This is a genomic window from Microcoleus sp. N3A4 (genome assembly GCF_036701805.1).
Classification (GTDB): Bacteria; Cyanobacteriota; Cyanobacteriia; order Cyanobacteriales; family Microcoleaceae; genus Microcoleus.
In genome coordinates this window covers 137,245-152,815 of record NZ_JAUBRJ010000002.1, presented here as the reverse complement: position 1 = coordinate 152,815, position 15,571 = coordinate 137,245, and the positions used below count along the sequence as shown (strand labels likewise).

The 15,571-nt window shown below is 44.5% G+C and carries 9 protein-coding genes, 1 pseudogene and 1 CRISPR repeat array; of the genes and pseudogenes, 8 read left to right on the top strand and 2 right to left on the bottom strand.

Features of this window, described 5'->3' with window-relative positions:
• From cas7d to QUA56_RS01750, 8 genes and pseudogenes are all read left to right on the top strand, one after another.
• A complete protein-coding gene (gene cas7d / locus QUA56_RS01785) occupies positions 1-1,017 on the top strand; it encodes a type I-D CRISPR-associated protein Cas7/Csc2 (protein ID WP_333352364.1) in 1,017 nt (338 codons plus the stop codon).
• 112 nt (positions 1,018-1,129) lie between these two features.
• Positions 1,130-1,933, top strand: a complete 804-nt coding sequence (cas5d, locus tag QUA56_RS01780; protein WP_333352363.1) for a type I-D CRISPR-associated protein Cas5/Csc1 — start codon at positions 1,130-1,132, stop codon at positions 1,931-1,933.
• Positions 1,914-4,190 carry a type I-D CRISPR-associated helicase Cas3' gene (gene cas3 / locus QUA56_RS01775; protein ID WP_333352362.1) on the top strand — a complete coding sequence of 759 codons (2,277 nt, stop codon included), beginning with the start codon at positions 1,914-1,916 and terminating at the stop codon, positions 4,188-4,190. The genes cas5d and cas3 overlap by 20 nt, the downstream gene beginning before the upstream one ends.
• Before the next feature lie 3 nt (positions 4,191-4,193).
• Positions 4,194-5,024, top strand: coding sequence for a CRISPR-associated endoribonuclease Cas6 (gene cas6, locus QUA56_RS01770; RefSeq protein ID WP_333352361.1), 831 nt, complete (start codon positions 4,194-4,196; stop codon positions 5,022-5,024).
• A 250-nt stretch (positions 5,025-5,274) separates the two neighbouring features.
• The gene (gene cas4 / locus QUA56_RS01765) at positions 5,275-5,868 is read left to right on the top strand and encodes a CRISPR-associated protein Cas4 (protein WP_333352359.1); all 594 of its coding nucleotides are present in this window, start codon (positions 5,275-5,277) and stop codon (positions 5,866-5,868) included.
• A 27-nt stretch (positions 5,869-5,895) separates the two neighbouring features.
• The gene (gene cas1d, locus QUA56_RS01760; RefSeq protein WP_333352358.1) at positions 5,896-6,897 is read left to right on the top strand and encodes a type I-D CRISPR-associated endonuclease Cas1d; all 1,002 of its coding nucleotides are present in this window, start codon (positions 5,896-5,898) and stop codon (positions 6,895-6,897) included.
• A gap of 2 nt (positions 6,898-6,899) precedes the next feature.
• Complete coding sequence (gene cas2 / locus QUA56_RS01755) at positions 6,900-7,175, top strand: CRISPR-associated endonuclease Cas2 (protein WP_172188456.1); 276 nt, start codon at positions 6,900-6,902, stop codon at positions 7,173-7,175.
• A gap of 251 nt (positions 7,176-7,426) precedes the next feature.
• Positions 7,427-10,979: direct repeats of the CRISPR family, unit length 37 nt; unit sequence GCCGGAAAATACCTAAAACCCTATCAGGGATTGAAAC.
• 41 nt (positions 10,980-11,020) lie between these two features.
• Positions 11,021-11,295, top strand: a pseudogene (locus tag QUA56_RS01750) (transposase); the annotation flags it as partial.
• A 178-nt stretch (positions 11,296-11,473) separates the two neighbouring features.
• Here QUA56_RS01750 and QUA56_RS01745 read toward each other — a convergent pair.
• Both QUA56_RS01745 and QUA56_RS01740 read right to left on the bottom strand, forming a co-directional pair.
• On the bottom strand, positions 11,474-12,760 hold the full coding sequence (locus tag QUA56_RS01745) for a response regulator (RefSeq protein WP_333352357.1): 1,287 nt from the start codon (positions 12,758-12,760) through the stop codon (positions 11,474-11,476).
• A gap of 12 nt (positions 12,761-12,772) precedes the next feature.
• The gene (locus QUA56_RS01740) at positions 12,773-15,505 is read right to left on the bottom strand and encodes an ATP-binding protein (RefSeq protein ID WP_333352356.1); all 2,733 of its coding nucleotides are present in this window, start codon (positions 15,503-15,505) and stop codon (positions 12,773-12,775) included.
• Positions 15,506-15,571 lie beyond the last annotated feature (66 nt).

Here is a 15,571-nt window from a genome sequence, read left to right as displayed (position 1 = left end):
ATGTCGATCGCAAAATTGCAACCCTTCCTCGCACCCAGCTACGAAAACTTCCCCAAAGGCCGCACCATTGGGATTGTTGTCCTTCGTACAACGCAATCGGAAACCATTTTTCGGACAGAGGGAACGGGGGAACCGATGTGCAGCGAATACGTGCAAGCTGGCATTGAAGATACCGAATCAATTCCTCGGTTGGTGATGACAAAACGCAAACAAGTTGCACCGGAAAGGCGCAAAGGACGAGAGTTTTTGCGATCGCACAACCTTCTCTACACGGCACCAAAAACCGATGCAATTTGCGCTCTCAATACTAATGCACCTTGTGAAATGTGCGTTGATTGCTTCCTTTACGGCTTCGCAGCGGGTGGAGAAGGGGCGCAAAAAAGCAGGGTGTGGACAGAGGATGCGTTTAGCGTGTTGCATTCGACGGAACTAATTGCCGATCGCACCATCAATGCTATCTTTGAAACCGGAACTATGCGCGATGAAAAAGGTAACGCTTCGACTGCCCTCAATACCAGCGAATACATCAAACCTGGGGTTCACTTCCTCGATATTGTCACCCTCAAAGATGTCACCGCTGACGAACTCCGCTACACCCTCGGCAACATTTTATTAACCACTCGTTACGGTGCCGTTTCCAGCCGCGTCGGACGCATGGACAATCAAATTCTAGGTGTATTTGGCGGCATTGCCGAACTGCCGAGTTCCCTAGAATTAGTACAAGGAATTTACGACAAACTCAAAGCTAAAAATACCGCTCTCGAACATCCTTTCAAAACTCAATCTTTAGTAGATGCAACTCATGAAATTATCAGCACTTGGACAAACAAACGAGGTATTTCTATGCAGTTGTCCGCCACCGAATGTGACGCGCTGATTGCCGATGTCGATCGCCATTGGTCGTTACCAGAACAAGAAACCTTCCTCAAACGCTTGGATGAATCCTATGCACCTTGGCGGAAGGTTAAAACTGAAAATAAGACCAAAGGACGAGGTAAAAAGTCGGAGGAGTCATAAATGTAGTCACTGTTTCCGGGCGGGTTGACAAATATCCTCGATTTAAAAAATAGGGGTAAACTCGCCCCCCACAGGATTTGCGTTTATTTAATCGTTTTAATTAATCTCAACCATGCCGCAATTAGAACTTTTTCGGACAGCTTCCACTGCTGTAATTGCCTATCAAACCGCACGCTTAGTCGAACTCTGGTGCGCCGAACCCGTGTTTTTTGCCTCGCGGGAATTGTCCGATACTTACTATACCGAAGGGGCGATCGGCAATTATGCACTAGCCTATGCTTTAGGTTGGGCGCGATCGCCCTATCGACTCACCGGCCAAGACACCAGCAGACCTCGGTATATAGAAGATTTAACCCCCCTTTCCGGTAATAGCTACATCCTCCCCGCATGGCCGATTGACGGCACTTTATCCTTCCGATTTGAGCGGTTTAACGCCCTTTCTGACTCCTATTGGTATGCGATGACAAATAACCGAGTAGCAACGGCGCGCGAAGATTTACCCCTCAGTAGAACGGGGAAAAAACCAAGTACCTATCGCCCTAGCAACTTCCCCCAAACCGGGCGATTGCGAGTAATTGAACGGGGAAATCGGTTTCAGACATTAGTATTTGGCGATCGCGAATTGCCCGAATACATTCGCGTCGGCAAATTTACCAGCAAAGTCCGCGTTGAAATCGTAAAAAAACTCGATGTTGTACAACTTTCGAGGGGCGATTATCGCTGCAATACCTATCTCAGCGCCGCTGACTTACCTGCAAATATCGAACTCCTAGCTTTCGACTTAATTTCGATGCCGCCCGCATCGTTATTGAAAAATCTTTCGTTTCGCGGTGAGGCGCTGCAAGCAGGCAATTTTATTCTCCCAGCTCACCTTGAATTTTGTGGTGGAAACAACAATGGATTATCTGAAAATTAAACTCGAACCTGCCAGTATTTCTGCTTGTGATAAATTGCCTCAACAACTGGAATTTATGGGACAAGCCTTGCAGCATCAAGTCGATGTTTGGGAAGCTGCTAAAAATAATGATATCATTCTCGACCTAGCACCGACGGGAACTGGAAAAACCAAAGCCGGATTGAGTGTTTTGCTGCACAACTCTCAGCGCAATGCTATCTATATCGCACCGACAAATGCCTTAATTGACCAGCAAACTGAAGCCGCCGAAAAATTTGTTAGGGATGCGGGTTTACCTCATATCGTAAAAGCTGCTTCTGCTAGACAAGTCAATTCCTGGCCCGACGATCGCGTTGGGAAACGTTCAGGGGAAAAAATCTATAATGTTTTGCGCGAACCTGCAACTATTTTTCCTGAATGCGGTGGCGGTAGACCAATTTTGCTGGTGACCAACCCGGATATTTTCTACTACGCGACGTTTGTTGCTTACAATAATCTCGATCGCGGAAATATTGCCAGTGAATTTTACAGCAGTTTCTCGACTGTAATTTTCGATGAATTTCACCTTTACGATGCCAAACAATTAGTTAGCTTGTTTTTCTATCTCGCTTTATCTAAAGAGTTTGGCTACTTTCAGTACAATCGAAAAATTGTTCTGTTGACGGCAACGCCAGAACCTGCTTGCGAAGAAGCCTTAAATGTTTTAGGAAAAAATGGGGTAAAAATTGCTCGAATCGATGGCAAAAGTCAAATTAGTTATCTACGTCCTTCTCAAACTGAAGTCAATCTAGAAATTCGCAAGCAGGTTGATAAAGAAACTACGATCGCAGAAATTGTCCAAGAAGTTATGCGGCGACTCAAAGAAAATCCCGACCAAAATGGGGCTGTCATTCTTGATGCCAAAGATACCCTAGGCCGCATTTCTGACCAATTGCGCGATCGCGGATTTGCCGATTGTTGCGGGCGGATTACGGGGGATACACCGAAGGAAGAACGCCCGCTAGCTGCCCAAAAACAAGTGATTCTAGCTACCAGTACCGTTGATGTCGGTTTCAACTTCGATCGGGATAATCCGCCACCCAGACAAACTCTCGATTGGTTAATTTTTTCTACGCGCGATCGCTTTTCATTTTGGCAGCGCATCGGGCGTGTCGGAAGGGTGTTAGGGAAAACGCAAACCGAAATTCCTTCAGAAGCGATCGCCTATTTACCCGATCGCGCTTGGGAACAAGGCATCGAACAACTTGACTGTTCCGGTGGACGCAAAACCCTCACAGAAATGTTAGAAAGTCTAGACTGCATGAAGCGTCCCTTTCTCGACATTTACTGGCGTTCCGAAGCTTTTCTAGAAATTGCCAAACCCTTACTAGAAATGGAAACTCTTCTGGAAAATTTGCCGGAAGCAAGTTTAGTTATGCAGCTTTATCAAACCATGCAAATAGTGTTGGGAGGTAAACGAGACTGGAATTCTTATCGGCGGCGGATGAAAGTATTGCAAGGTGCCGAAAATGTGGCAAAATCTACTATCAAACAAATTCAAAAAGAGTGGCAATACATTAAAGGCGGTCAAAACTGCGTCAAGAGTTTTATGCAAGCAAACTATCCAGAAGATTGGGAAGAAATAGATTCTGGGAGAACGTCAATCGAATTAGTTGAGGAAAAAATCCGCAAAAACCAAAAAGTCGCCGAAGAGTTGAAAGAATACGCGACAATTCTCAAAGCCAGTTATGCGCCACTTTTCAAATTTCGAGAAAGCTTGTTTGAAAATGTCAAAATTTATGACCCCAAAAACTTTTTACTCGATGAAGTCGGCGAAACCAATCTCGACCCCATTCACCTGCTGAGATTTTTTGAATTTGCTTCCTATGAAAATGGGATTGTGCTTACCCATCGCGCCGCCCAAACCTACGGACTCAAATTTGCCTTGCAAGTTGCAGATTTAGAAGATTTTGCGAACAACTATCTCTGCAAACTGTATGCTTTTAAGAATTGTACTATCGAACGGACGATCGGCGATATCGTTCGTCCCACAGCGCTAATTTCCCAGCTTTCACCGCCCTTAATGCCCGGTGTCATTGTCCGAGAACATCGCAAAAATCGCTGGGCAATTCTCAAACTCAGAAAACAAGGAATCGAATGCTATCCGATTACGGTCAAAGATAGCTTTGCTAACGAACAAGAATATACATTTTTTCCGAGTTTATCGGGAATTTTGGCGATCGCCTCCGCTGGCATTACCTTAAAATGTCCTGACAATCAAGAATTCTGGGTAATCTAAATCATGCCACACAGCCTTGTCCTCAACATCCTTCCCCTGGCCCCGATTCCCCCCGGATACCTCACCGGCAGACACCTGCACGCCCTCTTCCTCACCCTCGTGAGCTCAGTTGACAAACAACTCGGCGATCGCCTCCACGATGCCACCGCCCAAAAATCCTTCACCCTCAGCCCTTTGCAAACTAAAAAATGCCCTTTCAAAAAACACCATTCGCTGCAATGGGAACACACAGAACCGATTGCAGAACACACCCTGTGTTGGTGGCGGATCACTCTGCTTGATGACACTTTATTCAGCAAATTAACTAATCTTTGGCTGAACCTCAATCCGTCGAAGCCGTGGCATCTCGGGCCCGCCGATTTGATGATTACTAAGATTCTCGGAACGCCCCAAGTAGATCAACCTTGGGCTAATGCTTGCGATTACTCTCAATTGTACGATCGCGCTTCCGAAACTAATCGCTTAATTGCCTTCAGTTTTGCGACTCCTACTACTTTTAGGCAGGGCAAATTCGATTCGGTGATTCCTACTAGAGAATGCGTTTTTAACAGTCTCCTCAGTCGGTGGAACAAGTACAGCCCGATCGCAATTCCCGATCAGTCCTTCGATGCACTTTTTTCGACTTTTGTCAATATCAAAAGCGAAAAATTGACCAACTATGAAACCAATTTTGTCGGCATGGTTGGGGAGGTTAGTTATCGGATTTTGGGAGATGTGGAGCCTTTAGTGATTAAGCAAATTAATGCTTTGGCTGATTTTGCTCTTTACTGCGGGGTGGGCAGGAAAACTCCGATGGGGATGGGAATGACTCGGCGGATTGTTGTTAAAAAATAACCCAATGCAGCAAAGCGATTTAACTGGTTTTAACGGGTTCCTAGGCTCTGCCTGGGAACCGATATCCAGAGGCTCTGCCTCGCTTGCTCACGGAGGAAAATTGGAGGCAGAGCCTCCGGATCTGTGTTACCAGGCAGAGCCTGGTAACGAGTAGAGATGCCCACCCCACAATAACACTAAACTCTTGTGGAACAGGCATCTTGCCTGTTGCTAATTCCCAATTACCAATCTCTTACAAACCCTTACAATCATGAACGATTTTGATTACATTTCGATCGCATCTCTCAACCAGTATTCCTATTGCGCTCACCGCTGCTGGCGGATGTTTTGTGCGGGCGAATTTGCGGACAATCAGTATACCATTGAAGGGACGAGTTTGCACGATCGCGTCCACACTATGGGCGAGATTAACCGCGATGAAACTTGGCAGGTTCGGGCGATTTGGCTGAAGTCTGAGCGCTACAAACTGATTGGAAAATCGGATTTGATTGAGTCGGCTGAGGGTGAGATTTATCCGGTGGAATACAAGCGGGGACGGAAGGGGGAATGGGATAACGACGAGTTGCAAGTTTGCGCCCAAGCGCTTTGTTTGGAGGAGATGACGGGGAAAACTATTGCAACTGGATATGTGTATTACGCGCAGTCGCATCAGCGGCAATTAGTCGAGATTTCTCAGGGGTTGAGACAGGAGGCGATCGCCACTATCACCGCTATCCAAATTTTGCTGCAAACAGGCAGTATGCCTCGACCTAATTATAGCAAACGCTGTCAAGGTTGCAGCCTTTATCAGCAATGTTTGCCGCACGCTGCTGAGAAAGTCCTGCGCTATCAAGAAGCTAATTAATCCAAACTACAAATTTAGGAGTCAATCGTGGGAACACTGTATATCAATCAAGATGATGTGTTTATTGGCAAAACAGATGAACGGCTGAATGTCAAGGCAAAGAATCAAATCTTACAAGATGTGCCTTTGATTCATTTAGATGGAGTGGTGATTTTGGGACGGGCGACTATTTCTCCGGCGGCGATCGCAGAATTGCTACAACGCAAAATTCCTCTGACTTTTCTCACCGATACCGGTCACTATTTGGGCAAGCTGGAACCGGAATTAAGTAAAAACATTTTCGTTCGCAATGCTCAGTGGAAAGCGGCGGGGGAAACTCCCCAAGCTATTCATGTTGTCCGGGGTTTTATTCGGGGTAAATTGAAGAATTATCGCACCAGTTTATCTCAAACTCAGCGGGAACATTCGGAACTAAATTTAGCTTCGGCAATTATGCAGATTTCCAATGCGATCGCCAAACTTGACAAAACTGACAATATTGACTCCTTGCGCGCACAAGAAGGTGCTGGAAGTGCGGCGTATTTCAGGGTTTTCAAGCAATTAATTCGCGCGGAAGGCTTTGTGTTTCAACCGCGACACCGCCCTGCTACCGATCCGGTGAATTCTTTGATGAATTTTGCTTACACGCTGCTGCGTCACGATGTGCAAAGCGCGATTAATATTGTGGGATTTGACCCTTATTTAGGATACCTTCATATGCAGCGCTACGGCCGCGTCGGTTTAGCGTTTGATTTGATGGAAGAGTTCCGCCCTTTGGTAGCAGACAGTATCATTTTGAATGCGATTAACCGCCGGATTCTGACGCCGAATGATTTTACTGTGGAACCTCTGAGTAATGTGGTGCGACTGTCGGAAACGGGACGGAAAGAATTTCTGAAGTTGTATGAAAAGAAAAAGCAGTCTGAGTTTAAGCATCCTGTTTTGAAACGCAAGTGCACTTATCAAGAAGCTTTTGAAATTCAAGGGCGGCTGTTGGCGAAATATTTGATGGGCGAGATTGACAAATATCCACCTTTAGTTTTGTACTAGATATGCACATTCTGATTTCTTACGATATTTCGGAAGATAAGCGCCGGACAAAGATTCACAAAATGCTCAAGTCTTACGGGCAGTGGATGCAGTACAGTGTGTTCGAGTGTGCTGATTTGAGCGAGACTCAGTATGCTAAGTTGCGATCGCGCCTGAACAAAGTCATCAAACCGAACGAAGACAGTATTTTGTTTTTTCCGCTGTGCGCTTGCTGTCAGGGTAAGATTGAACGCATTGGTGGGGTAGTGCCTGCCGATCGCACAATATTTTTTGCTTAGTTTCCGTGAATCGGTAGGTGTTAAAATGGGGGTATCAAATTTTTCGCCTCAAACTCCTGTGCAGCAAGAGTTTGATGCCCCCAGTCTGAAAAAACGATTCGCGGAAATTGTAAAAGCTTTACAGGATAGCGTTTTGGAGTGAGTATGAATAATTTGCTATTGACAAGCCGAAGGCTGGAATGGTACTTTTGTTTTAGATTCACGGAACTGAACCTTGAAAACCAAATACAGCAAGGCTTCTGGAACGGGCGGCCGGAAAATACCTAAAACCCTATCAGGGATTGAAACTTGAGGCGGATTTGTGTGTCTGTGGATGTGCCCGCCGGAAAATACCTAAAACCCTATCAGGGATTGAAACGTGAGACAATAGCCTGGAAGATAGTTAGCCCCATAAGCCGGAAAATACCTAAAACCCTATCAGGGATTGAAACTTTTATCAGTCAGTTGCTAAAAATTCAGAATTTCCTAGCCGGAAAATACCTAAAACCCTATCAGGGATTGAAACACTACGAGGAGAACAAATGGCAATAACACAAGTAAGCCGGAAAATACCTAAAACCCTATCAGGGATTGAAACCACTCCTGGCGAAGCTTTAGCGGATGCTCATTTGCCGGAAAATACCTAAAACCCTATCAGGGATTGAAACATCAGGAGAATAAAAAGTAATGCCTGTAACGAAAGCCGGAAAATACCTAAAACCCTATCAGGGATTGAAACGTTTAACTCAGCGGCCGAAACTTCCTCCCTTTAAGCCGGAAAATACCTAAAACCCTATCAGGGATTGAAACTGAAGCTTTGTTGCAAGAAAAAGCTCAGACAGAAAAAGCCGGAAAATACCTAAAACCCTATCAGGGATTGAAACAGCCAAACTTTCAGGAGAAGGCAACGGCAAAGTAACAGGCCGGAAAATACCTAAAACCCTATCAGGGATTGAAACGTAGTTTTTTGTTAATTTTAATGAAGAAAAAGCATATTTGCCGGAAAATACCTAAAACCCTATCAGGGATTGAAACTATCTTCCCAAGTCATAACAGTTTACCTATCCGAGCCGGAAAATACCTAAAACCCTATCAGGGATTGAAACTGACAGGTTTCATTCGCCGCGCTGGCGGACTTGAGCCGGAAAATACCTAAAACCCTATCAGGGATTGAAACACCTCGGTGTCACGGGCGATAGCAGCGGGGATGTCGGAAGCCGGAAAATACCTAAAACCCTATCAGGGATTGAAACATACCAGGAAGCGGTAATTATGCGGATAGCCAACTAAAAAGCCGGAAAATACCTAAAACCCTATCAGGGATTGAAACGATCGCATTTGTTACCCCCGCTGCAATCGAAGCTTTAGCACGCCGGAAAATACCTAAAACCCTATCAGGGATTGAAACAACGATGCTGCTAGGCTTGCTGCAAAACCAGCTATCGAGCCGGAAAATACCTAAAACCCTATCAGGGATTGAAACCATGAAACCCATAGGGGCTAAAGCCACGCCAAAAGCGCCGGAAAATACCTAAAACCCTATCAGGGATTGAAACCAGCAAACAGTAGCGGCATTATTTCTGGAACCAGTTTAAGCCGGAAAATACCTAAAACCCTATCAGGGATTGAAACTACGATTCCCCCTGCGACGGAAGCCAGTTAGCAAAAGCCGGAAAATACCTAAAACCCTATCAGGGATTGAAACTCAATATTTACATCCCAGGAGGATATCAATACAACGCCGGAAAATACCTAAAACCCTATCAGGGATTGAAACCATGTATTCTTCTAGGCGGCGGTTGGACAATGCCGCCGGAAAATACCTAAAACCCTATCAGGGATTGAAACATTGAGTATTGGCGCGATCGATCTATTAAGGGTAGCCGGAAAATACCTAAAACCCTATCAGGGATTGAAACATGACCGAGTGCGGAATGAGTAAGGCCACTTACTATGCCGCCGGAAAATACCTAAAACCCTATCAGGGATTGAAACTCACGAGTGAGACCAGAACGCGCTGGAACGCTTGCGCCGGAAAATACCTAAAACCCTATCAGGGATTGAAACTTCAGATATCGGTCGCCGCCGACTTGCTTTTAAGGCCGGAAAATACCTAAAACCCTATCAGGGATTGAAACAAATTCAGGATTTGAACGAGATGCAGATTGATAGCCGGAAAATACCTAAAACCCTATCAGGGATTGAAACGAGGTAGTCGTCACCAATCCATTGCCGGGTCAGCCAAGCCGGAAAATACCTAAAACCCTATCAGGGATTGAAACCTTAAGCTTGGTCGCTAAACTATTGTCGATTGTGTCACGAGCCGGAAAATACCTAAAACCCTATCAGGGATTGAAACTCAAGAATTTGGCAAGGCAGACATTGGACGCATTCAGCCGCGCCGCAAGCCGGAAAATACCTAAAACCCTATCAGGGATTGAAACATGGCGATCGACTTCGACGGCGAAGCTGCGCTGCCAAGCCGGAAAATACCTAAAACCCTATCAGGGATTGAAACCAACATCTCCTTATTAATTGGTTTTAAAATGTTGGCCGGAAAATACCTAAAACCCTATCAGGGATTGAAACCTAATATCTCTCCCCGCGCTGCTTCAAAGCCCGTCTTGAGCCGGAAAATACCTAAAACCCTATCAGGGATTGAAACTATCAAAACCACCACGTTCAGCGCAACCATATTCGATGCCGGAAAATACCTAAAACCCTATCAGGGATTGAAACGGATCGACTTATCAGTGGCTTGAGCTCAGAAGAGCCGGAAAATACCTAAAACCCTATCAGGGATTGAAACAATAATAGCCTGATCGATTTGTTGCGGTGTAGCAAATGCCGGAAAATACCTAAAACCCTATCAGGGATTGAAACTGCTATTTGGAAAGCCTCACCGCGTCAACTTCTGCCGGAAAATACCTAAAACCCTATCAGGGATTGAAACATAAGGCTCTCTAGTACGCTCATCACTTCATCGATAAGCCGGAAAATACCTAAAACCCTATCAGGGATTGAAACCTCGTGTTCCAGTGGAAATTCTGCCGAAAATACAGCCGGAAAATACCTAAAACCCTATCAGGGATTGAAACTCACGGGAATTCGGAGCCGCATCAAGCATTGGTGGCCGGAAAATACCTAAAACCCTATCAGGGATTGAAACTGAAAAAAACGACCTGCAAATTTCCAGGTATCTAGCCGGAAAATACCTAAAACCCTATCAGGGATTGAAACTACTAGCAGCACATCCAAAAATTGTATCTTTTCGCCGGAAAATACCTAAAACCCTATCAGGGATTGAAACCAGTTCCAAAACCGTTTGAAGCTGATGCCGTCATCGTATACGCCGGAAAATACCTAAAACCCTATCAGGGATTGAAACATCTATCTCTCTAGAAATATAATGAACGATCCGAGCCGGAAAATACCTAAAACCCTATCAGGGATTGAAACATTGATTTCAGGAGCGCAACAAGCAGGCGCGGCGCTATCGCCGGAAAATACCTAAAACCCTATCAGGGATTGAAACTTAAGTAAACCTATTTCCACTAGATTGTGATTGAGCCGGAAAATACCTAAAACCCTATCAGGGATTGAAACTTGATGGGAGGATTAGAAACTGGCTCTATGTCTAGCCGGAAAATACCTAAAACCCTATCAGGGATTGAAACTTATTAAACGAGCGTACTCTCGGACACTAAAAGATTGGGCCGGAAAATACCTAAAACCCTATCAGGGATTGAAACGTTTCAATTCGTGCGCGTTTTAATATTTCTTCAAAAGCCGGAAAATACCTAAATCCCTATCAGGGATTGAAACCAGTGGGCAAAAGACGATCCTTTTGGTTTCCTTGCTTGGAAGATGAAAGAATTAGAAATGCAATTGAGGGCAAATTTGGGACTTGCGTAAACGAAGATTTAGCTTGAATCGAGTGATGGCCAAACTTGATAATACTTCTGAAACAGCCATTGCGATTACTTTTTTGGTAATCAACCTTTCTACCTGGCTGCTCCGGGTTTTTTGTGTGTTTTTATGTCGATCGGGCAAAACAACACCTGTTTTTGGGTTGAGGATAATTTTCAATTATATGTGTAGGAGATTAACACAGGAAAAGCTTATCTTAAATCGAATTTGAATATATCGATCGCTCCTGCTCTTGGGAAAGCGATCGATTATTCAGCAAACCCTAAGTATACACTTTTATTTGTCGAGTCTGACCGTGATTGAAATGCGATCGCCCCTACCAGACAGACTCTACCGCTTTGATTATTTTTAACTTTTGAATAGAACGATTGCCATCTATCAACACAGTCTTATCCTTTCACTGGCAAGAAAATTGTAAACTCCGTCCCTTCTCTCAACACAGAATTTACCTCTATTGTACCGCCGTGTTTCTCAACCACAATTTGACGCGCGATCGCCAATCCTAACCCCGTGCCTTTCCCAACCTCTTTCGTAGTAAATAAGTGGTCAAATATTTTTTGTTTGACTTCTTCGCTCATCCCCTTACCATTATCAGCAATAGTAATTTTTACCCTTTGATTTTCTAATGAGGTTGTAATTTTAATGCGACTGGGATTTGTCTCAATTTCTTGAAAACTTTGCCCAATGTTTGATTCATCCAACGCATCAATGGCATTGGCTATAATATTTATAAATACCTGATTTAATTGACCGGGAAAACAATCGATTTTAGGTAAATTTCCATATTCAGTTATCACTTCAATGGCGGGACGTAGTTCGTTTGCTTTCAGGCGATGTTTGAGAATTAAAATTGTGCTATTAATGCCTTCATGGATATTAAATGGCACTTTGTAATCTTTGTCAGCACGGGAGAAAGTGCGGAGTGAAGTGCTGATGTTGCAGAGGCGATCGCACCCCATTTTCATCGAGTCAATCATCTTAGGCAGGTCTGCGATCAGATAATCTAAATCAATCGCTTCAGCATGGTCTGCAATGTCATTAGCTGATGCTTGAGTTCGATATAGATTGAGATGCGCCACTAAGTCTTGCACCGTTTGCTGGGCTTCATTCAAATTGCCAGCAATAAAGCCAATGGGATTGTTGATCTCATGAGCCACGCCAGCCACAAGATTGCCCAACGCAGATAACTTCTCATGCTGTATCAACTGAACTTGCGTTTGCTTGAGATGATCCAAAGTTTGCGAAAGTTCAGTAGTTCGCTTTTCCACTTGCTGTTCGAGAGTTTGAGTGAAGCGTTGCACCGTCAGTTGAGTTTCAATACGAATCAACATTTCCTCAACCTGGAACGGTTTAGTAATGTAGTCTACACCGCCCACCTTAAATGCTTTTACCTTGTCCAGCGCATCATCGAGCGCACTAATAAAAATTACAGGGATATTGCGAGTTTCCTCAGAGGCTTTGAGTTGGCGACAGACTTCGTAGCCATCAATATCAGGCATATTGATATCCAACAAAATCAGATCGGGAGGTTCTGACTGAGCCGATCGCAGTGCCATTGTACCGTTTATGGCTGTACGCACCTCGTACCCTTGCTCTAGCAAGAGATTGGATAATAAGCGAAGATTGTCCCGCAAATCGTCAACCACAAGAATTTCTATTTTAGGTGGCAAAATCATAAGTTCAAATGACTAAAGAACAAATTGAGTTAGTTCGATTAGAGTGTCAAACTCGAAGTTATCCACCAACTGGTTCAAAGTTTTTACCATTGCCGACTGTTGGTCGGGAATCTGTTGAATCAGTGCAATCAGCCGTTTCTCGCGTCCAGTAGTAGCAGCGGCGTGAAATTCTGTTCGCCACTCAGCCGACATCACATTCAAATCAGACGGTTGCAGTTGAATTATTGCAGATGGCTGTAGTGGCTGATGTTGCGAATCGCCTGCTTCCTCGTACAGATAGCGCACACCAATATGCTTTGCCATTGCGTCGAGAATTTCGTAATCCCGAAACGGCTTTCGCATAAAATCATCACAGCCAACTGCCAGAATCGCCGCACGTTCTTCTTCCAAACTGCTGGCGGTCAAAGCAATAATCTTGGGTGCGTTTTCCTGTGCCTGGACTTTAATTTGTGCTGTGGCTTCAATGCCATTGAGCACTGGCATTCTCATGTCCATCCAAATCAACTGGGGTTGCCATTGTTGCCAAATATCGATCGCCTCTTTACCATTCTCCGCTTCTTTCAACTCAAATCCCAAGGGACTGAGCAACTTGATTAAAATCTGGCGATTGATGTCTTTATCATCCACGACTAAAATACGGTATTGCGGTTGATCGGGTGCTAGGGCAACGATTTGTCGCCGCAACTGTACGCTTTCCTCATCCGCTGCCTCAACAGCGATCGCTTGAATGTCGAACTTAACAATTGTACCATACCCCACCTGAGAACTGACGGTCATCTCACCGCCCATAAGCTGCACAAACTTGCGGCTGATTGGTAATCCTAATCCTGTTCCTTCTTGGGAGTTTTTTCCCGTCTGGGTTTGGGCAAAAGCTTCAAACAATTTATCCAGTTCCTCAGCCGCAACGCCTGCACCAGAGTCTTCTATCTCGAAATGTAGAGTTACTGGTTCAGAGGTAGGCAGTTCCGGGGGATTAATTGCTGTCACCTTGACCGCAACTCCTCCTTCATCAGTAAATTTAATCGCATTACCAATCAAGTTAATTAAAATCTGGCGCAACTTCACTTCATCGGTTTGCAAATAGCGAGGTAAATTCGGCAAATATTCAAACAACAACTGGAGTTTTTTGTCCTCTGCTTTGAGCCGGAATATATCTTCTACATCGCTCAGCAAGCGATAGAGATCGAAACGTTTGGGATTGAGTGTAGTTTTACCTGCTTCAATCTTGGATAAATCTAAAATGTTGTTGATTAGTGTTAGTAAATGTTCGCCACTGCGAGTGATGATGCCTACATTTTCGTGATGTTCGGTGGAGAGGGTTTTGCTGCGGGTCATCAGTTGTGAAAACCCCAGAATCGCATTGAGGGGGGTGCGGAGTTCGTGACTCATGTTGGCAATGAAGGAACTCTTGGCTTGATTTGCTACTTCTGCTTTTTCTTTAGCTTGTTCTAGTTCCTGGTTGGATTCAGCTAGTGCGGCTGTGCGATCGCTCACTCGCTGTTCTAATGTTTCAAAGGATTCCTTGAGTTGTCCTGCCATCTGGTTGAATGACGTTGCCAACTCTCCCAGTTCATCGGTGCGATCGAGTTCAACTGCGTGGTTCCAGTCTCCTTGGGCGATATCTTTTGCCGCTTGATTAAGGCGTAAAATCGGTCGAGTTACCCACCGGGCAGTGAGGATACCTACAATAATAGCAAGTACGAGTGCCGCCATACAGAGCAGAATTGTGGTGCGGGTATTAGCATCGATTTGCTCCATAAAATCAGCCTCCGGCACAACTACTACTATTAGCCAGTCTAGTCCATCGTCATCTCGCAGCGGTGTTACTTGTAAGAACTGTCGCTTGCCATCAATTAAAAAATCGAGTTGGCTTGTCTGTTGGATATTTTTGAGATTGCCAAAGTTTGAGTTTAAATATTTTGCTGTTAGTTGAATGAGCGGAGCGTTACTATCGGTTGCCTTTAGGCGTTTTTGTTCCTTCCCATCACTGCTGATAGTAAAGGGCTTTTCAGGAGTTGAGGTAGCTACCAACAACCCCGCTCGATCTACAATAAAAAGTTTTCCTGATTTACCGATTTTAATACAGTTCAGAAATTGATCGATTTCTGAGAGTGTAACAGAAGCAAAAGTAACACCTAGTAATTTTTTATCTTTGTTGTAGATAGGTAGAGAGTGAACCATCAATAAGGCTTTAGTTGCTGCATGGGGATAGATGGAATTCCAGGTAGATTTACCCGCCTGTTTGCCGGTCATATACCAAGGGCGACGACGAGGATCGAAGTTAGGAACAGCACGAATTTGCCGAGTAGTCTTACCCTCATCGTTGACCTCATAGGTTACAAAGGTATCACCAGCTTTGTCTGAACGAATTAGTAAGGTTCCTCTATTGAGTTTTTCACTCCCTCTAAGTCCGCCTTCGCTATTACCCACGCCGCTATATATGGGAGAGAATACCTTTGCTTGCAGCAAAAAATGACGCTCTTGACTAGCAAAATCTTGTAGGCTCCAATAACCCTGATTCATTGCTTCTACATTAAGCTTATTTACTAGGCGAGGTTTTTCTAAATAGTTGGCAATTTTCTCTTGAACACGGGCGGTTACTTCGTCTCGTAATTTACCAGCTACCTGATTAATAGCTTGTTGTCCATTCCGAAAAGAAAGCCATCCTGTCAGACTAACTGCTGCCAAGATTTGTAGAATAAAAGGAACCACAAGGATGGCTCTTAATGATAACTTATTTGACATTTGATTGGTTAACCTTTGATTTGAGATGGTTGATATTTATTTCAACAAGTTAGAACAATTCACAAT

Bases quoted from the DNA above. Each gene is read 5' to 3' on its own strand.
- cas7d (WP_333352364.1), top strand. From the start codon at position 1: ATGTCGATCGCAAAATTGCAACCCTTCCTCGCACCCAGCTACGAAAAC.
- cas5d (WP_333352363.1), top strand. From the start codon at position 1,130: ATGCCGCAATTAGAACTTTTTCGGACAGCTTCCACTGCTGTAATTGCC.
- cas3 (WP_333352362.1), top strand. From the start codon at position 1,914: ATGGATTATCTGAAAATTAAACTCGAACCTGCCAGTATTTCTGCTTGT.
- cas6 (WP_333352361.1), top strand. From the start codon at position 4,194: ATGCCACACAGCCTTGTCCTCAACATCCTTCCCCTGGCCCCGATTCCC.
- cas4 (WP_333352359.1), top strand. From the start codon at position 5,275: ATGAACGATTTTGATTACATTTCGATCGCATCTCTCAACCAGTATTCC.
- cas2 (WP_172188456.1), top strand. From the start codon at position 6,900: ATGCACATTCTGATTTCTTACGATATTTCGGAAGATAAGCGCCGGACA.
- QUA56_RS01745 (WP_333352357.1), bottom strand. From the start codon at position 12,760: ATGATTTTGCCACCTAAAATAGAAATTCTTGTGGTTGACGATTTGCGG.
- QUA56_RS01740 (WP_333352356.1), bottom strand. From the start codon at position 15,505: ATGTCAAATAAGTTATCATTAAGAGCCATCCTTGTGGTTCCTTTTATT.